The following is an 18,812-nucleotide window of genomic DNA, read 5'->3' as shown; positions in this document are numbered from 1 at the left end:
GTCAGTTCGGAATGTCATAGAAAATATGACCATCCGCTCCATTGTTGTACCACTTAATATGAGGTGTGTCCCCAAAGCCACCCTCGGGAGCCATATGTTGTTCGTAGCCTTTAGGGTATTTTGCCGCACCATCGGCCCGAGCGCTTTGGGTATGAGCTTTGTAGCGGTTCATGTTGCCTTGTGATTCTTTCAGGAACGCTTTGGCATCTGAGCTGGATTTTACCTTTACTTGAAATTTTTCTCCTTTGGTCATAGCCGTCCTGCTATCTATGACGGCCTGTTTCCATTCTTTTGAGCCTTTGGCCAAAGGTCGCATCTGTGATGCTTTTTGGTTCAATTTTCCCTTGTACGCGCTGCACGCCAAGCCTTTGGGGTCGATCCAGCTGAAAGTATTAGGGGCGTACTGATAAAGATTGAGACCACCTTCCAACCCAATCGGATCCGGCGTCGTAAACCTTCCGACATCCGGATCATAAAACCTGAACGTATTGAAATGCAGCCCCGTCTCCCGGTCCAGGTACTGCCCCTGGAACCGCAGGTTCTGCTCTTCGATGTAATACGGCTCGCGCACCTCTTCCAGCGTGTTGCCCCAGACACGATAGGTCGCCTGCCAGACGCTGTGCCCGTCGGCCTCGGTGAGCTGTTCCGGCAGGCCGTTGAGGTCGATGTGGTAGTAGCGGACCTTTTGCAGTGGGCCGGTGCCATCGACGCGGGCCAGGGGTTCGTAGCTGTTATCGTCGTAGAGGTACAGGCTGCTCTGCTGGTGGCGATGCTCCTGCCACAGGCGCAGGCCGTCCCAGGTGAAGCGGGTTTCACCGAGCGGATAACCGTTATTGTCATGCTCGTTCTTGACGATACGTCGGCCCAGGGGGTCGTAGGTCATGCGCACAATGCTGCCGTTTTCGTTGCGCACTTCGATCAGGCGACTTTCGGCATCGTAGGCAAAGCGTTGCAGGCCGCGTTTTGCGCTGCGTTTTTCGATCATCCGGCCAAAGGCGTCGTAGCGGTACCGCTTGTCCTCATACGTCAGCAATTTGTTATGCACCACCCGGCCGGCACCGGCTTGCGTGCCGTCCAGCAGGTTAGCGGCGGCGTCGTAGACAAAGGTTTCGCGTTGGCCGTGAAGGCTGTCCTGGCTGGCGATAATGCGGCCGGTGGTGTCGTAGTGCAGCAATTGGCGGTGCTGTGCGGCCGGTTGCTGGTCGAGTTTGCCGATCAGGTTGCCGGCGGGGTCGTACTCGAAGTGTTTTTGCACCGTTGCCGGCAGGAGCGACGGTTGGCTGGTGTGGCGGCGTTGGCGCGAGCGAAGGCGGCCGCTGCGGTCATACTCGCTGCGGGTGCTGATCTGCCCTTGGGTGCGCAGCACTTCACGGTGCAGGCGGTCGCGTTCGAAGTCGCTGATGACCTGGCCGTCGAGGTTGATCTGGTGCAGGTGGCCGCTGCCGTAGTACAGCCGGTTGAGCCAGCGGCCATCGGGCAGTTGGGTCTGGATCAGGTTGCCGAGTTCGTCGTAGCGGTGTTGCAAGCTGTCGGCGGCGCTGTTTTCGGTCAGCAACTGGCCGAGGGCGTCGTAGGCGAAGCTCAGGCTTTGGGCGTTGCCCTGGTGGTCGGTGAAGGTGACGGCGGTGAGCTGGTCCCGCGGGTCGTAAGCGTACTCAGTGCGGCCATCGTCGGTGATTTTGGCGATCAGCCGACCCACGGCGTCGCGCTCCAGTCGATGGACGATGGGCGGCGGAGGCGCTTCGGAGACGACTGCCAGGCCGGTGCCGTGAGGGGCCGGAACGGCCGTCACCGCCGCGAGGTTGTTCAGTCGGTCGTAGGCGTAGCGCTTGGCGCTGCCATCCAGATCCTGCTGTTCGGCCAATCGGTCGCCAGCATCCCAGGCAAACCGATAGCGTTCACCATTCTCATTGACCAGCGCCTGCAGTCGTCCATAGCTGTCATACGCAAACTGCACCTGCCGGCCCTGGGCGTCGGTGCGCTGGCGGACCTGGCCGCGGCGGTTGTGTTGGTAAAGAGTTGTGTGCCCGGCCGGGTCCGTATAGCCGGTCAATTGGCCGGCGACGTCACGCTGGTAAAGCTCGCTGCGGCCGTCCGGCAATTGACTGCCGAGCAAGCGACCTTGGGCGTCGTAGCTGAACTGGGTGCGCTCGCCGAGGGCGTCGGTGATGGTGTGCAGGTAGCCGCGATGGTCGTAGCTGAACCGCGTCGGGTAACCCGAGCAGTCGACATGCTCCACCAGTTGTCCGAACGGGTTCCAGCGCAGCTTCTTGCTCTTGCCGGTGGCGTCGATGATTTCGATGACCTGGCCGTGGGCGTCGTAGCGGTAGCGGGTGACATGGCCCAGCGGATCGGTTTCGGCGATGCAGTTGCCGCGCTGATCGTAGCGGTACGTCCAGCTGTGGCCGGCGGCGTCGGTGTCCACCTGCGGCAGGGCCCAGTGTTCGAGCCAGAGGGTGGATTCGCTGCGACCCAGCGGGTCGGTTTCGCTGATCAGGTTGCCGGCTTCGTCGTAGCTGTAGGTGTAGTGCCCGCCCTGTGGATCGGTGGCGGCCAGCATCTGGCGCTCGTCGTTCCACTCGAACGACCAGGTCTGGCCGAGCGTGTCGGTGAATTGGGTGATCTGGTGCTGGCTGTTCCAATGGCGGGTGCTGACCCGCTGCAAGCTATCGCTGATGCGGGTGATGCCAGCCATTAGGTCATAGTCGAACTGGTAGGCATCGCCCTCGTCGGTCCAGTGACGGACCACGCGCCATTCCTGGTCCTCGAGCAAGGCCCAGTCGTAGAAGCACTGCAGGCCCGTGGGCAATTGGTGCTCCACCATGCGCCGGCCCGCGTCGTAGGCGAAGCGTCGTTGCACCTGGCCGGTGGCGTCGCGTACTTCGGTCAGGTTGCCCGTCGCATCATAGCCGTAGCTGACCAGCACTTCCCGTTGCTGGTCGGGGTACAGGCGTTCGATCTGGCTGACACGTTCACGTTCGTAAGCCAGCTCGACCTGTACCAGGTCGAAAGCGTCGCGCAGTCGTACCAGGCGCCCGGTTTCGTCGTAGTCGAGGTAGATACGGTTGTCGTTGCGGTCGCCCAGTTGGCTGAGGCGCAGCAACGCCGCGTTCCCCGGTGCCGGTTCGAACAGACGATACAGGCCGTCCGCGCTTTCGATCAGCAATTGCCCGTTGGCATGGCGCCGCACGGCGAGGCCTTCGCCGGCGCTGAACACCGCACCGCCCAAGGGGATTGAGCCCATGTCGATGGGGCGGCCCTGTTCGTCGGTGTAGACCAGGGTCTCGCCGCCCTCGGGGTGGGGCAGGATCTCTACGTGTATTTCGTAGGGCACGCTCCAGCCGACGCCGAACAGCCCTTCGCCGCGCTCGTCACGGCTGTTATAGAAGCGCTGCCAATCGATCGGCTGAATCCCCGGCAGTACGAAATCCAGCTCTTCATCGCCGCCCAGGACCTTGGCCCCGGTGGCGGCATGCACCGGGTTCGACGAGCCCATGGCCGCGTTGGCCGCCGCGCCCATGGCACTGCTGACCGCCATCGACGCCGCTGCGCCGGCCAGCATGCATGGCAGCTTGCTGAAGAATTTGCCCTTGCTGCCCTTGAGCATCAAGAGGGCCGTTACTGCCAGGCCCACGCCCGGCGTCTTGCCGCTGCGGATCTCGCGCACCACCACGGTGCCGCCGCCGATGGTCACATCGGGGGAAATCAGCCCGGACGACACCACCTTGGCTTCGCAGGTACTGCGGTCGCCGCTGCGCACGGCGGGCTGGCCGTTGATGGTGACCTTGTCCGAACCTTCAGCCAGGAACTGCGGCGGCATCGGCGGGTGCTTCAGGCAGGTGATCATGTCCAGCGGCTTGGGCACGGCACCGGGGGCGGGTGTGGCGACGGTGGGCCGCCACATCTGCGAGAAGAAACTCTCGGCCATGTCCAGGTAGCTGGGCTCGGGCGCTTCCAGCTCGGTGCCGGCCGGTGCGACATGGGACTCGATGGCCCCGGCGGCGCGGGCGGCGGGAATGTTGTTGGTCAGGGTGTCGGTGGAGCCGGTGAGGATGTTGGCCTGCACCGTGGGCGGAAAGAGGGCGTTGCCGATGCCCTCGCAGAGATTGCTCAGGCCCTTGTCGGCGCCGGTCTTGCTCATGGCGAGACCAACGACCGCGCCGACCACGGCGCCGAGCAGGAAGCAGCCCAGGCCGCCGGTCGCGACCGTGATGCCGGTGGCCGCAACCACGGCAGCGGTGGCGACGGCCGTGATCGCGATGTTGGCCGCCACTTCCAGCACACCGCCGAGGATGTCGGCCATCATCGAGGTGTGATCCAGCGCATCGCCCAGGCGAGCGGCCCAGAGCGCGTCAGACATGCACGTTGCCCGTGCAGTGGGAGCCGCCGGCTTCTATCGGTTCAAGCGTGGTGATGCCTTCCATTGCATCTTCTCCTTGTCAGTCATGGCCTGCGTCTCCGTGCGCACCGGGCATTGGATCAGCTTCGGCCCCATCAGGCAATCGGCCGGTTTTTCATCTCGGCCAGCCGCACCGCGTAGTCAGGCCACCCACGGGTTGAGCAGCGTAACCCCGCTGGCCTCGAAGTCCGCTACGTTGCGAGTGACCACGGTCAGGCCATGGATCAGTGCCGTGGCAGCGATCAGCGCGTCGCATTCATTGCTGCGATCGGGCACGTGCAGCCGGGCGCAGCGCAGCGCCACGGCGCGGTCCACCGCCAGGATCCTGCCGGCAAAGGCGGGCAAGACGTGGTTGTCCAGCCAGGCACGCAGGCGGCTGCCCTGGCTCGGGTCCTTGCGTTCGAAGCGCAACACACCGGTTTCCAGTTCCAATACGGTAATCGCCGAAACATACAGGCTGGGCGCGGCTACGCTGCGGGCCCAGGCCTGCACGTTTCTATCGGCCTGGGGTTTGCGCAATTCCGAAATGACGTTGGTGTCGAGTAAATACATCAGGACAGGTCTACCGCTCGAGGAGTGATGACGGCGCGCTCGGTGTCGAAATCGATATCCGGCGCATCGGGCATGACCAGCAGCTCGACAATGCTGGCGCCGATACCGGTCAGTTTCTGATACTCCTCAATGCTTAGCAGCACATGGGCCGGCTTGCCACGGTCGGTGATGATGACGGGCCCTTCGCGGGTCGCTTTTTTGGCACCACTTGTGTCGTGGTTGAATTCGCGGCTGGACATGGTAGTGATGGACATGGGCGTGCCCTCATTAAACTCTAATGTAGGCACGTTACTACTTGGGCTGATGAGCGGCAAGAGAAACGGCTGTGCTCTATCGGGGCTGGCTATGAAAAAGGCCCCGTCAATGTGCATTGACGGGGCCTTTCGTGTATCAGGCGTAAGCCTTACTGGGCGTCAGCGGCCGGGGCCTTTTCGCCGTGGGACAGGCTGTAGACATAGGCGGCCAGCAGGTGGACCTTGTCGTTGCCTTGCAGGTCGGCCTGGGCAGGCATCTGGCCCTGGCGACCGTAGCGGATGGTCTGCTGCAGTTGAGCGAAGCTCGAACCGTAGATGAACGCGGCCGGGTGCGTCAGGTTAGGTGCGCCCATGGCGGGAGTACCCTGGCCTGCCGGACCGTGGCAGGCCACGCAGTTGGCAGCGAAGATTTTCTGGCCGTTGGCCGGATCGGCCTTGGCGCCTTCCGGCAGTTTGCGACCGTGCAGGCTGGTCACCAGGTACGACGCCACGTCGGCGACACCTTGCTCGCCGACCACGGCGGCCCAGCCCGGCATCACGGCATGACGACCGCCCATGATGGTGGTCTTGATGGTTTCCGGCTCGCCGCCCCAGCGCCAGTCGGCGTCGGTCAGGTTAGGGAAGCCGTAGGCACCCTTGGCGTCGGAACCGTGGCAGACCGAGCAGTTGGAGGCGAACAGACGGCCACCCATCTTCAAGGCTTGCGGGTCCTTGGCAACTTCTTCGATCGGCATGGAGGCGAACTTGGCGAAGATCGGACCGAACTTGGCATCCGAGCGCGCCATTTCCTTTTCCCACTCATGCACGCCGGTCCAGCCGGTCTGGCCGTTGGCGAAGGCGGTCTGCTTTTCGTTGTCCAGGTAATTATAGCCTGGCAGCAGGCCTTTCCAGTTGCCCAGGCCAGGGTAGAGCACCAGGTAACCGAGGGCGAACACGATGGTGCCCACGAACAGCATGAACCACCATTTTGGCAGCGGGTTGTCGTATTCCTCGATCCCGTCGAAGGAATGGCCAACCGTCTCTTCGGTGGCCTCGCTGCGCTGGCCCTTGCGGGTCGACAGCAGCAGCCAGGTCAGGGAGAAGATCGTTCCCAGGCTGAGGACTGTGACGTACAGACTCCAGAACGTTGTCATTCTTTGTTACTCCTAGAAGCTTGCTCGACGTGCTTGACGGCTTCGGGATCATCCGCGAACGGCAGCAAGGTCGCGTCGTCAAACTCCGACTTGCGCTTGGGGCTGAACACCCACAGGGCCAGACCGATAAAAGCCACCATCACGACGACGGTGCCCAGGCCGCGAATCATCCCGATATCCATTAAGAATCACCGTTTGCTTTTGATGATGGTGCCCAGGCCTTGCAGATAGGCCACCAGCGCGTCCATTTCGGTCTTGCCCTTCACGGCATCCTTGGCACCGGCGATGTCTTCGTCGGTGTAAGGCACGCCCAGGGTGCGCAGGACTTCCATTTTTTTCGCGGTGTCTTTGCCGTCGAGCTTGTTTTCCACGAGGAACGGGTAGGCCGGCATTTTCGACTCGGGCACAACGTTGCGCGGGTTGTACAAGTGCGCACGGTGCCAGTCATCGGAGTAACGACCGCCAACGCGGGCCAGGTCCGGACCGGTACGCTTGGAACCCCACAGGAACGGGTGGTCCCAGACGCTTTCGCCAGCGACCGAGTAGTGGCCGTAGCGTTCGGTCTCGGCGCGGAACGGACGGATCATCTGCGAGTGGCAGCCGACACAGCCGTTGGCGATGTAGATGTCGCGGCCTTCCAGTTCAAGGGCGGTACGTGGCTTCATGCCTTCGACCGGCTTGTTGGTCACGTCCTGGAAGAACAGCGGGACGATCTGGGTCAGGCCGCCGATGCTCACGGCGATGACCATGAAGAAGGCCAGCAGGCCGATATTCTTCTCTACTGCTTCGTGCTTCATCAGTGAGCTCCAACTACGGCGATCTTGGCGGCGGCTTCAGCTTCAGCCGGGTCAGAAGCACGAACGGTGCGGTACACGTTGTAGGCCATGAACAGCATGCCGCTGGCGAAGAACGCGCCGCCCAGAGCACGGACGATGTAACCAGGGTGGCTGGCTTGCAGCGCCTCGACGAACGAGTAGGTCAGGGTGCCGTCATCGTTGATCGCACGCCACATCAGGCCCTGGGTAATGCCGTTGACCCACATCGAGGCGATGTAGAGCACCGTACCGATGGTGGCGAGCCAGAAGTGCGCGTTGATCAGGGGAGTACTGTGCATCTGCGCACGACCGAACAGTTTCGGGATCATGTGGTAGATGGCGCCGATGGAAATCATCGCGACCCAGCCGAGCGCGCCGGCGTGTACGTGGCCGATGGTCCAGTCGGTGTAGTGGCTCAGGGAGTTGACGGTCTTGATGGCCATCATCGGGCCTTCGAAGGTCGACATGCCGTAGAACGCCAGGGATACCACCAGGAAGCGCAGGATCGGGTCGGTGCGCAGCTTATGCCAGGCGCCCGAAAGGGTCATCATGCCGTTGATCATGCCGCCCCAGCTTGGCGCCAGCAGGATGATCGACATGGCCATGCCCAGGGACTGCGCCCAGTCCGGCAGCGCGGTGTAGTGCAGGTGGTGCGGACCGGCCCAGATGTACAGGGTGATCAGTGCCCAGAAGTGGACGATGGACAGGCGATAGGAGTAGATCGGACGCTCGGCCTGTTTCGGCACGAAGTAGTACATCATCCCCAGGAAGCCGGTGGTCAGGAAGAAGCCCACGGCGTTGTGGCCGTACCACCACTGGATCATCGCGTCGGTCGCGCCCGAATAGGCCGAGTACGACTTGAACAGACTGACCGGCAGCGACATGTGGTTGACGATGTGCAGCATGGCCGTCACGACGATGAAGGCACCGTAGAACCAGTTACCGACATAGATGTGCTTGGTCTTGCGCTTGACGATGGTGCCGAAGAACACCAGGCCGTAGGTCACCCAGACAATGGCCAGCAGAATAGCCAGGGGCCATTCCAGTTCCGCGTATTCCTTGGTGGTGGTAAAACCCATGGGCAAGGTAATGATCGCGCCGACGATGACCGCTTGCCAACCCCAGAAGGTAAAGGCCGCGAGGCTGTCGGAGATCAGTCGCGTCTGGCAGGTTCGCTGCACGACATAGTAGGAAGTGGCAAACAACGCACAACCACCGAAGGCGAAGATCACCAGGTTGGTGTGCAGCGGGCGCAGGCGTCCAAACGTCGTCCATGGCAGATCGAAGTTCAACTCCGGCCAGACCAGTTGCGAGGCGATGAAGACACCGAGCCCCATGCCAAGGATCCCCCAGACCACCGTCATGATGGCGAACTGGCGGACTACCTTATAGTTATAAGCAGTCGGACTGATTGCTGTGCTCATTCTAAGGTTCCACGGTTTGGGTGTTTTATTAGGATAAAAATCGGCCGCAAGTATGGAGAAAGCGGGGGGTCATTGCAACGCGCCATGACCTGGGTCAATGCTTTCAAAAGCTGATTCTGCGGCCTTTCCATGCGCCGCGTAAGGACAAAATGAGCCCTCGACAAAGTGTCGCGCCGAAGGAAAGAGGCGAGGGGGGCAGGTCGGTTGTAACGGGGTGTGTTCAAACACGGCGTTCGGGTGACACCGGGACATTGTCGTCACAGCCGGTATCTGCCTGTCTTTACGGCGTTTTGTCGAACGATTGTCGAACACATCGGGTCGGATCGACCTGAAACCAGCAGTCGCCAGTGCACGCAGAGGCAAGCTTAGACCCGATTCCGTGGAACCGAAAGAAAGACCTTGGGAGGGTGCGACAAATAGAAGCAGCTACGAGCTGCAAGCTGCAAGCGTCAAGTAGGTACTCGTCGCTTGCAGCTCCAGCTTTTGCCTTACTTGACGTTTGAAGCTTGCGGCTCGCCGCTCAACTGCTCATTCCCCTTCGAAAGGCTATAAACATAAGCCGCGAGCAGTTGCACCTTGTCATTGCCGAGCATTTCGTTCTGCGCCGGCATATGGCCTTGGCGGCCGTGGCGGATGGTCTGTTGCAACTGGGCCAGGCTGGTGCCGTAGATGAAGCCCGCCGGTTGTGTCAGGTTCGGCGCGCCCATGGCTTCGGTGCCTTGGCCGTTGGCGCCGTGACAGGCGGTGCAGGTGGTGCTGAACGTCTGTTTGCCGGCTTCCAGGTCGGCGCCGCTGTCGGCTGGCAGCGACAGGCCGGCCAGGTCATGACGTACATACGCTGCTACGTTCTTGACTCCGGCATCCCCCAGTATTTCGCCCCAGGCCGGCATCGCCGCCATGCGTCCCCCCATGATGGTGGTCTTGATGGTGTCGGCCGCGCCGCCCCAGCGCCAGTTGTTGTCGGTCAGGTTGGGGAAGCCGAAGGCGCCCTTGGCATCCGAGCCGTGGCAGACGGAGCAGTTGGAAGCGAACAGGCGGCCGCCCATTTTCAAGGCCTGCGGATCCTTGGCGACTTGTTCCAGGGGCATCGCCGCGAATTTGGCAAAGATCGGCCCGAACCGGGCATCGGCCTTGGCCATTTCCTTTTCCCACTCATGGGCACCGGTCCAGCCGTTCTCATAGCCAGGCAGGATGCCTTTCCAGTTACCCAGGCCCGGATAGAGGATCAGGTAGCCGACGGAAAACACCAGGGTGCCGGCGAACAACAGGAACCACCACTGCGGCAGTGGGTTGTCGTACTCCTCGATGCCGTCGAAGCTGTGGCCCATGGTCTGGTCGACGCTGCCCTTGGTCTCGCCCTTGCGGGTACCGATCAACAGCCAGGTCAGGCCGATCAGGCTGCCGAGGGTCAGTACGCAGATCCACGTACTCCAGAAGGTGGTCATGGCCGGGTACTCCTTGTTGCAGGGTCTTGGGGATGGGCGATGTCGGCGGGTGGTTCGTCGGCGAATGGCAGCAGGCGCGCCTGGGCGAATTCCGGGCCGCGCTTGCTGCTGAATGCCCACAGGATCAGACCGATGAAGGCCACGAACACCACGACCGTGCCCAGGCCGCGGATCATTCCAGTGCTCATCTCAAAAAACATGGGACTCACCTCTTGCTCTTGATGGCAGTGCCGAGCACTTGCAGATAGGCCACCAGTGCGTCCATTTCGGTCTTGCCCTTGAGCGAGGCCACGCTGCCGGCGATGTCGTCGTCGGTGTAAGGCACGCCGAGGGTGCGCATGGCACGCAGCTTGGTCTCGGTGTGGCTGCTGTCCACCGCCTGGGTCACCAGCCACGGGTAGGCTGGCATCTTCGACTCAGGCACGACGTTGCGCGGGTTGTACAAGTGCGCGCGGTGCCAGTCGTCGGAGTAGCGCGCGCCAACCCGGGCCAGGTCCGGCCCGGTGCGCTTGGAGCCCCACAGGAAAGGGTGGTCCCAGACACTTTCGCCTGCCACCGAGTAGTGGCCGTAGCGTTCGGTCTCGGCGCGGAACGGGCGGATCATCTGCGAATGGCAGCCGACGCAACCTTCGCGGATGTAGATGTCGCGGCCTTCCAGTTGCAGGGCGGTGTAGGGCTTCATGCCGTCCACCGGTTTGTTGGTCACGTCCTGGAAGAACAGCGGCACGATCTGGGTCAGGCCGCCAATGCTCACGGCCAGGACCATCAACAGCATCAGCAGACCGACGTTTTTTTCGATTGTTTCGTGTTTCATGGCGGACTCCTCAAGCCATCTGCGCGGCAGCGGCGGCTTCGGCAGGCTGATAGGCCCGCACGGTGCGCCAGGTGTTGTAGGCCATCAGCAGCATGCCGCTGAGGAAGACCGCCCCGCCCACCAACCGTACGATGAAGCCGGGGTGGCTGGCCGCCAGGGTTTCGACGAAGGAGTAGGTCAAGGTGCCGTCCTCGTTCACCGCGCGCCACATCAGGCCCTGGGCGATACCGTTGACCCACATCGAAGCGATGTAGAGCACGGTGCCGATGGTCGCGAGCCAGAAGTGCGCGTTGATCAGGCCGATGCTGTGCATCTGTGGCCGGCCGAAGACTTTCGGGATCATGTGATACAGCGCGCCGATGGAAATCATCGCCACCCAGCCGAGCGCGCCGGCGTGGACGTGGCCGATGGTCCAGTCGGTGTAGTGGGAGAGGGCGTTGACGGTCTTGATCGCCATCATCGGACCTTCGAAGGTCGACATGCCGTAGAACGCCAGGGACACCACCAGGAAGCGCAGGATCGGGTCGCTGCGCAACTTATGCCAGGCGCCCGAGAGGGTCATCATGCCGTTGATCATGCCGCCCCAGCTGGGTGCCAGCAGGATCAGCGACATCACCATGCCCAGGGACTGCGCCCAGTCCGGCAGCGCGGTGTAGTGCAGGTGGTGGGGGCCGGCCCAGATGTACAAGGTGATCAGTGCCCAGAAATGCACGATGGACAGGCGATAGGAATACACCGGACGCTCGGCCTGTTTGGGCACGAAGTAGTACATCATCCCCAAAAAGCCTGCGGTGAGGAAAAAGCCCACGGCGTTGTGCCCGTACCACCATTGCACCATCGCGTCCGTGGCCCCGGCGTACACCGAGTAGGATTTGGTGAAGCTCACCGGCAGTTCCAGGTTGTTGACGATGTGCAGGATCGCCACGGTCAGGATGAAGCCGCCGAAGAACCAGTTGCCCACGTAGATGTGCTTGGTGTTGCGCTTGGCCACGGTGCCGAAGAACACGATGGCGTAGGCGACCCAGACGATGGTGATCAGGATGTCGATCGGCCACTCCAGCTCGGCGTACTCCTTGGAGCTGGTGTAGCCCAATGGCAGGCTGATGGCTGCCAGCAGGATTACCAGTTGCCAGCCCCAGAAGCAGAACGCAGCGATTTTCGGTGCAAACAACTGGGTCTGGCAGGTGCGCTGTACCGAATAGAACGAGCTGGCAAACAGGGCACAGCCACCGAAGGCGAAAATCACCGCATTGGTGTGCAACGGACGCAGACGACCGAAGCTGGTCCAGGGCAAATCGAAGTTGAGCTGCGGCCAGACCAATTGGGCAGCGAGAAAAACCCCGAGCCCCATGCCGACGATGCCCCACACCACCGTCATAATGGCGAATTGGCGGACCACCTTGTAGTTGTAGGCGGTACTGATAGAAGTGTTCATGGTTCCCCATCCACGGTTCAGCCGAAGAGCGCGCCTGCGCAAGGCAGCGCGGCATCTTCGTCTGGAGTTATAGGCAGACTGAAAGCGAGGCAAGCATGGACAAACAGCACAAGGCCAGTATTGACGGGGATCAATGGGCGCGGTGCGTGGCACAACAGGGTTGGCTATGGACGGCCGCGCAATCGGGTGCCGCTGCCGAGGCGCCCACCCTGATCCTTGCCCATGGGGCTGGCGCGCCTATGGACAGCGGATTCATGAACGAAATGGCCGCGCGCCTTGCTGCCCATGGGGTCAACGTGCTGCGCTTCGAATTTCCCTACATGGCCCAACGGCGCCTGGACGGCGGCAAACGTCCTCCCAACCCGGCCCCCAAGTTGCTGGAATGCTGGCGTGAGGTGTACGCCACGGTGCGGCCTTATGTCGCTGGACGACTGGCCATCGGTGGCAAGTCCATGGGCGGGCGGATGGCGAGTCTGTTGGCCGATGAATTGGGGGGTGACGCGTTGGTGTGCCTGGGCTATCCGTTTTATGCAGCGGGCAAGCCGGAGAAACCACGGGTCGAGCATTTGGCCGGGTTGAAGACCCGGACCTTGATCGTCCAGGGCGAGCGCGATGCATTGGGTAATCGTGAGACCGTGCGAGGGTATGTCTTGTCACCTGTCATCGAGGTGATGTGGTTGGCGGCGGGGGATCATGATTTGAAGCCGCTGAAGGCCTCGGGGGTCAGTCATGAGCAGCATCTGGAGGCAGCGGCGCTGGGCGTGGCGGGGTTTCTTCTTCAGGTGTGAGGTGATTGGGCGGGCCTCATCGCGAACAGGCTCGCTCCCACAGGGAATTGCATTCCAAATGTGGGAGCGAGCCTGCTCGCGATGGCGGTCTGACAGAACAAAGCCAACAGTCAGCGGTTGAACCGCTCCACCAAGGAGTACTGGGTGTTGGCCGTACGGGTCAGTTCTTCGCTCAGTAACGCCGAGCTGTGCGCCTGCCCCGAGGTCTGATCGGCCAGTTCCGAGATGTTGCTGATGTTGCGGCTGATCTCCTCGGCCACCGAGCTCTGTTCCTCTGTGGCGGCAGCGATCTGGGTGGTCATGTCGGTGATGTTGGCCACCGCTTCGCTGATGCCCACCAGCGCTGCGTCCGCTTCCATCACCCGTGCCACGCCTTCTTCGGCCTGGCGATGACCGGCGTCCATGGTTTGCACGGCATTGGTGGCGGTTTGCTGGAGCTTGGCGATCAAAGCGTGGATCTGCCCGGTGGATTCGCTGGTGCGTTGCGCCAGTTGCCGGACTTCATCGGCCACCACGGCAAAGCCGCGGCCCATTTCGCCGGCACGGGCCGCTTCGATGGCGGCGTTGAGCGCCAGCAGGTTGGTCTGGTCGGCGATGCCTTTGATCACATCCACCACGCCGCCGATCTCGTCGCTGTCTTTGGCCAGTTGGGTCACGGTCTGGCCGGTTTCGCCCACCACCACGGACAGGCGTTCGATGGCCTCGCGGGTTTCCCCGGCGATGTCGCGTCCGCGACCGGTCAGGCGGTTGGCTTCCTGGGTGGCGTCGGCGGTGCGTTGCACGTGGCTGGCGACTTCCTGGGTGGTCGCGGCCATCTGGTTGACCGCCGTGGCCACCTGTTCGGTTTCCACGCGCTGGCGTTCCAGGCCGCTGGAGCTGTTGTGGGCCAGGGTGTTGGACTGCCGCGCCTGCTCGTTGAGGTGCTCGGCGGTGTCCTGCAGACGGGTCAGGCAGGTTTTCAGGCGAGCCTCCTGGCTGAGGATCGACATCTCCAGGCGTGCCTGGACGCCACGGCTGTCGGTGTACATCCGGGCGATCAGCGGGTCGGACGTGGTCTGTTCGGCCAGGCGCAGCAGGCGCTTGATCCCGCGTTGCTGCCATTGCAGGCCCATCAGCCCCAGGGGCACCGACAGCAAGGCTGCCAGGGCAAACCCCCAGGAGGAATTGAGGAACGCACCAACGACGAAGCTCAACTGGCTGACCAGGATGAATGGCAGCCAGTCCTGGATCATCGGCACCCATTTGTCGCTACGCGGGACCGCTGACTTGCCTTGGTTGATGCGTTGGTAGAGGGCTTCAGCCCGGCCGATCTGCTCGGCGCTGGGCTTGATCCGGACCGATTCGTAGCCCACCACCTGGTTGCCTTCGAACACGGGGGTGACGTAGGCGTTGACCCAATAGTGATCGCCGTTCTTGCAGCGATTCTTGACGATGCCCATCCATGGCAAGCCTTGTTTCAGGGTATTCCACATATGGGCGAACACGGCCGACGGGACGTCGGGGTGGCGCACCAGATTGTGGGGCGAACCAATCAGTTCTTCCTTGGAGAACCCGCTGATGTCAACGAACGCGTCGTTGCAGTAGGTGATCACGCCCTTGGCATTGGTGGTGGAGATCAACCGTTGCTGGGCCGCAAAGGTCCTTTCGCGTTGTGTGATAGGTTGGTTGTTACGCATGGTGTGATAATCCGCAAGGCTTTGAAAGGTTGTCGGCAACGTCCGGTGTTTGTTGAAGTTATTTTTCCCGTCGGTATCACGCCAGCATCGGGTAGGTAAATAGGGCGAAATGAAGCAGATTAAGACCGAAGTGGGTGGCTATTGCCGAGCCCAGGCCGCCAAAGCGATAGGCAAGGCCGTAGCCGACTCCCGCCAGGCCCGACAGCAACACCCATTGCCAACCCGCGCCAGCATGGACCAGGCCGAACAGCAGCGAGGCCAGGAGCAACGCCAGGTTGTCGCCCTGGGCCAGATGACTGAAGCGCCGGCTCAGGCCGCCTTGAATGTAGCCACGAAACAGCGCTTCCTCCACCACTGTCACCAGTAGAAGATTGTTGGCGACCCAGATCCATGCCTGGTCCGGCCACTTCGGAGCCCAGTGGATCATGCCCAGCATGACCGCCCCCCCCAGGGCCAATATCGCGCTCAGCGTCAGGCCCAGGGCTGTGGCCAGGACCGACAGGCCAAGCGTGCGCCGGCCGACGATCCATGGACACGCCAGCAACAACCAGAAACCGATCAGTGGCTTGTCCTGATTGAAATACATGGCAAAGGCTACGGCATCGTCGGTCAAGCGATGGGCCGGGATTGCCCGGCCGTTGAAAAAGCCCGGCATCCAGTGCAGGGCCAGGGCCAGGGCCAGGACGAGGAAAAGGGCATGGCCGAGAAACCTGCCGACCGGTATCTGCTGCTGGCGAACCGCATAGCCGGCGAGTAGCAACAGTGCGATTGAGATGGCGGCGGTCCAGGCCAGTGTTCCATAGGCCAGGGCCAGGCAGTAGCCGACTGAAAGGAGGGCCAGGTAGGGCCAGGGTAGAGCGGGCATATAACATCCTTTTAGGGCTGTGAAGCTTTGGCGAAAATGGTCGCAGCGCCTACGACGTTGCCATGTCGCGCAAAGAACACATATTTGTATCCATGCAGATTCATGCGTAGGTGTGGAAAAATCGCCGGCTGACTCAGATCCTTGAGTGCCGGCGGGGGGAGTATAAGCGGAGCGATACAAAAAGCGGTGATTGATCTGGTGATTGATACTTTTCAGCCAAGGACAGGGCTGTGGGAGCGGGCTTGCTCGCGAAAGCGCCGGGCCAGTCAATGCAGCAACAGAACGACTGCCTTCGCGAGCAAGCCCGCTTCTACAGGGATTGCGCTTTAACCGGCAATCAATTGCCGCAGGACGTAGTGCAGGATCCCGCCCGCCTTGAAATACTCCACTTCATTCAAGGTATCGATCCGACACAACACCTCGATCTGCTCCTGGCTACCGTCCTCGCGGGTGATCACCAGTGGCAGGTTCATCCGTGGCGTCAGTTCGACGTCGTTCAGGCCAAGGATGTCCACGGTTTCCTTGCCGGTCAGGTTCAGGCGCTTGCGGTTCTGGTCGAGCTTGAACTGCAACGGCAGTACGCCCATGCCCACTAGGTTGGAACGATGGATGCGCTCGAAGCTTTCGGCGATCACTGCTTTGACCCCCAGCAGGTTCGTACCCTTGGCTGCCCAGTCCCGACTGGAGCCGGTGCCATATTCCTGTCCCGCGATCACCACCAGCGGCGTGCCCTTGGCCTGATACAACATGGCGGCATCGTAGATCGGCATTCTTTCGCCGCTGGGAATGTAGATCGTGTTGCCGCCTTCCTCGCCGCCGAGCATTTCGTTGCGGATCCGGATGTTGGCAAACGTGCCGCGCATCATCACCTGATGATTACCGCGCCTTGAGCCGTAGGAGTTGAAATCCCGGGGCTCGACGCCCTGTTCACGCAGGTAGCGGCCAGCCGGACTGTCGGCCTTGATATTGCCGGCCGGGGAGATGTGGTCGGTGGTGACCGAATCGCCGAGCAGGGCCAGTACCCGGGCGCCTTCGATGTTGCGAATGGCCGGTGGCGGCCCGTCAATGCCGTCGAAGAAGGGCGGGTGCTGGATATAGGTCGAGTCCGGCTGCCAGACGTAGGTCGCCGCTTGCGGCACCTCGATGGCTTGCCATTGCTCGTCACCGGCAAACACGGCGGCATATTCCTTGTGGAACATGCTGGTGTCCACCCGGGCCACGGCTTCGGCGACTTCTTTGCTGCTGGGCCAGATGTCTCGCAGGTACACCGGATTGCCGTCGCGGTCGTTGCCCAGCGGTTCGCTGCTGATATCGATGCGCACGGTGCCGGCCAGGGCATAGGCCACCACCAGGGGCGGCGAGGCCAGCCAGTTGGTCTTGACCAGCGGATGTACGCGGCCTTCAAAGTTGCGGTTGCCCGACAGCACCGAGGCCACGGTCAGGTCGGCCTTCTGGATGGCTTTCTCGATTGGATCCGGCAGGGGGCCGGAGTTGCCGATGCAGGTGGTGCAGCCGTAGCCCACCAGGGCAAAGCCCAGTTGATCCAGATATTCGGTCAGGCCGGCGGCCTGGTAGTAATCTGTGACAACCTTCGAGCCCGGTGCCAGGGAACTCTTGACCCAGGGCTTGCGGGTCAGGCCTTTTTCCACGGCTTTTTTCGCCAGCAGCCCGGCGGCCATCATCACACTGGGGTTGGAGGTGTTGGTGCAGGAGGTAATGGCCGCGATCACCACCGCACCGTTTTTCAGGCGATGCGTGTGGCCTTCGAACTCGTACTCGGCCTCACCTACCTGATCGGCATTGCCCACCGCAACGCCACCGCCGCCTTCGCTTTCCAGGCGACCTTCTTCCTTGCTGGTGGGTTTGACCTGCAGTCCCAGGAAGTCGCTGAAAGCCTGGCCGACATTCGGCAGCGAAACCCGGTCCTGAGGGCGTTTCGGCCCGGCCAGGCTGGCTTCGACGCTGCCCATGTCCAGTTCCAGAGTGTCGGTGAACACCGGTTCCTTGCCAGGCAAGCGCCACAAGCCCTGGGCTTTGCAATAGGCTTCTACCAGTTTCACCGTGTCCGCCGGGCGCCCGGACAGGCGCAGGTAATCCAGAGTGACGTCGTCCACCGGGAAGAAGCCGCACGTGGCACCGTATTCCGGGGCCATATTGGCGATGGTGGCGCGGTCGGCCAGGGGCAGGTCGGCGAGGCCATCGCCATAGAACTCGACGAATTTGCCCACCACGCCTTTCTTGCGCAGCATCTGTGTGACGGTGAGGACCAGGTCGGTGGCGGTGATGCCTTCGCGCAGCTTGCCGATGAGTTTGAAACCGATGACCTCGGGAATCAGCATCGACACTGGCTGGCCGAGCATGGCCGCTTCGGCCTCGATCCCGCCGACGCCCCAGCCCAGCACACCCAGGCCATTGATCATGGTGGTGTGGGAGTCAGTGCCCACCAGCGTATCGGGGAAGGCATAGGTGCGACCGTCTTCCTCCTTGGTCCACACGGTGCGCCCCAGGTATTCGAGGTTGACCTGGTGACAGATCCCGGTGCCCGGCGGCACCACGCTGAAGTTGGCGAAGGCGCTCTGGCCCCAGCGCAGGAAGGCGTAGCGTTCGCCGTTGCGCTGCATCTCGATGTCGACGTTCTGCTCGAACGCCTGGCGGCTGGCGAACTTGTCCACCATCACCGAGTGGTCGATCACCAGGTCCACCGGCGACAGCGGGTTGATCCGCTGGGGATCGCCACCGGCCTTCTCCACGGCGGCGCGCATGGCGGCGAGGTCGACCACGGCCGGGACGCCGGTGAAGTCTTGCATCAACACCCGTGCCGGGCGGTATTGGATCTCGCGGTCGGAACGACGTTCTTTCAGCCACCCGGCCAGTGCCTTGAGGTCGGCGCCGGTGACGGTTTTTTCATCTTCCCAGCGCAGCAGGTTTTCCAGCAGCACTTTCAGGGACATGGGCAGCTTGTCCAGGTCACCGAGGCTGCGGGCGGCGTCCGGCAGGCTGAAATAGTGGTAGACCTTGGCGTCGACCTGCAGTGTTTTAAGGGTTTTCAGGCTATCGAGGGATGGCATTGAAATCACTCCTTTGAGTCCGCACGGTTACGGACTGACGGGACGGACAGAGCCTTTAACCTAGCCCTGTTTCGAGCGTATGACTAATCACTGGACTCTATGGGCAGGTTCGGGGTTCCGAAGTCCGCTATCATGCGCCGATTT

Annotated in this window: 15 protein-coding genes; 1 reads left to right on the top strand and 14 read right to left on the bottom strand. The window is 62.0% G+C overall.

What is annotated here, in order from left to right; genetic code table 11:
• Position 1 precedes the first annotated feature (1 nt).
• The 11 genes from AD665_RS20685 to ccoN (AD665_RS20635) all read right to left on the bottom strand — a co-directional run bounded on the left by AD665_RS20685 (position 2) and on the right by ccoN (AD665_RS20635) (position 12,271).
• A complete protein-coding gene (locus AD665_RS20685; RefSeq protein WP_080996604.1) occupies positions 2-4,360 on the bottom strand; it encodes an RHS repeat-associated core domain-containing protein in 4,359 nt (1,452 codons plus the stop codon).
• Between the two features lie 180 nt (positions 4,361-4,540).
• Positions 4,541-4,951: a type II toxin-antitoxin system VapC family toxin gene (locus tag AD665_RS20680; RefSeq protein ID WP_024777888.1), complete on the bottom strand. Its 411-nt coding sequence runs from the start codon at positions 4,949-4,951 to the stop codon at positions 4,541-4,543.
• Complete coding sequence (locus AD665_RS20675; protein WP_024777889.1) at positions 4,951-5,205, bottom strand: type II toxin-antitoxin system Phd/YefM family antitoxin; 255 nt, start codon at positions 5,203-5,205, stop codon at positions 4,951-4,953. The genes AD665_RS20680 and AD665_RS20675 overlap by 1 nt, the downstream gene beginning before the upstream one ends.
• A 149-nt stretch (positions 5,206-5,354) precedes the next feature.
• A complete protein-coding gene (gene ccoP, locus AD665_RS20670) occupies positions 5,355-6,338 on the bottom strand; it encodes a cytochrome-c oxidase, cbb3-type subunit III (protein WP_024777890.1) in 984 nt (327 codons plus the stop codon).
• Positions 6,335-6,520 carry a CcoQ/FixQ family Cbb3-type cytochrome c oxidase assembly chaperone gene (locus AD665_RS20665; protein ID WP_024777891.1) on the bottom strand — a complete coding sequence of 62 codons (186 nt, stop codon included), beginning with the start codon at positions 6,518-6,520 and terminating at the stop codon, positions 6,335-6,337. The genes ccoP (AD665_RS20670) and AD665_RS20665 overlap by 4 nt, the downstream gene beginning before the upstream one ends.
• A gap of 6 nt (positions 6,521-6,526) precedes the next feature.
• The gene (gene ccoO, locus AD665_RS20660) at positions 6,527-7,135 is read right to left on the bottom strand and encodes a cytochrome-c oxidase, cbb3-type subunit II (RefSeq protein WP_003199605.1); all 609 of its coding nucleotides are present in this window, start codon (positions 7,133-7,135) and stop codon (positions 6,527-6,529) included.
• Positions 7,135-8,577, bottom strand: a complete 1,443-nt coding sequence (gene ccoN, locus AD665_RS20655) for a cytochrome-c oxidase, cbb3-type subunit I (RefSeq protein WP_024777892.1) — start codon at positions 8,575-8,577, stop codon at positions 7,135-7,137. The genes ccoO (AD665_RS20660) and ccoN (AD665_RS20655) overlap by 1 nt, the downstream gene beginning before the upstream one ends.
• Positions 8,578-9,065: 488 nt before the next feature.
• Positions 9,066-10,022, bottom strand: coding sequence for a cytochrome-c oxidase, cbb3-type subunit III (gene ccoP / locus AD665_RS20650; RefSeq protein ID WP_024777893.1), 957 nt, complete (start codon positions 10,020-10,022; stop codon positions 9,066-9,068).
• Positions 10,019-10,222 (bottom strand): cbb3-type cytochrome oxidase subunit 3, encoded by a 204-nt coding sequence (locus tag AD665_RS20645; RefSeq protein WP_053193481.1) that lies wholly within the window; start codon positions 10,220-10,222, stop codon positions 10,019-10,021. Before AD665_RS20645 ends, ccoP (AD665_RS20650) begins: the two co-directional genes overlap by 4 nt.
• A gap of 5 nt (positions 10,223-10,227) precedes the next feature.
• Positions 10,228-10,836: a cytochrome-c oxidase, cbb3-type subunit II gene (gene ccoO, locus AD665_RS20640; protein WP_024777895.1), complete on the bottom strand. Its 609-nt coding sequence runs from the start codon at positions 10,834-10,836 to the stop codon at positions 10,228-10,230.
• Positions 10,837-10,846: 10 nt separating this feature from the next.
• Complete coding sequence (gene ccoN, locus AD665_RS20635) at positions 10,847-12,271, bottom strand: cytochrome-c oxidase, cbb3-type subunit I (protein ID WP_024777896.1); 1,425 nt, start codon at positions 12,269-12,271, stop codon at positions 10,847-10,849.
• A gap of 95 nt (positions 12,272-12,366) precedes the next feature.
• Here ccoN (AD665_RS20635) and AD665_RS20630 point away from each other — a divergent pair, with 95 nt between their 5' ends.
• Positions 12,367-13,059, top strand: a complete 693-nt coding sequence (locus AD665_RS20630; protein ID WP_053193478.1) for an alpha/beta family hydrolase — start codon at positions 12,367-12,369, stop codon at positions 13,057-13,059.
• Positions 13,060-13,169: 110 nt separating this feature from the next.
• On the opposite strand, the gene AD665_RS20625 is transcribed toward AD665_RS20630, so the two are convergent.
• From AD665_RS20625 to acnA, 3 genes are all read right to left on the bottom strand, one after another.
• A complete protein-coding gene (locus AD665_RS20625) occupies positions 13,170-14,735 on the bottom strand; it encodes a methyl-accepting chemotaxis protein (protein WP_024777898.1) in 1,566 nt (521 codons plus the stop codon).
• 76 nt (positions 14,736-14,811) lie between these two features.
• Positions 14,812-15,600 (bottom strand): CPBP family intramembrane glutamic endopeptidase, encoded by a 789-nt coding sequence (locus AD665_RS20620; RefSeq protein ID WP_024777899.1) that lies wholly within the window; start codon positions 15,598-15,600, stop codon positions 14,812-14,814.
• A gap of 326 nt (positions 15,601-15,926) precedes the next feature.
• Positions 15,927-18,668, bottom strand: coding sequence for an aconitate hydratase AcnA (gene acnA, locus AD665_RS20615; protein WP_024777900.1), 2,742 nt, complete (start codon positions 18,666-18,668; stop codon positions 15,927-15,929).
• Between the last annotated feature and the right edge of the window lie 144 nt (positions 18,669-18,812).

It is taken from the genome of Pseudomonas corrugata, from assembly GCF_001269905.1.
In the GTDB taxonomy this organism is placed as follows: domain Bacteria; phylum Pseudomonadota; class Gammaproteobacteria; order Pseudomonadales; family Pseudomonadaceae; genus Aquipseudomonas; species Aquipseudomonas corrugata.
Note: the sequence above shows the minus strand (reverse complement) of the source record. Positions and strands in the feature narration are given on the sequence as shown.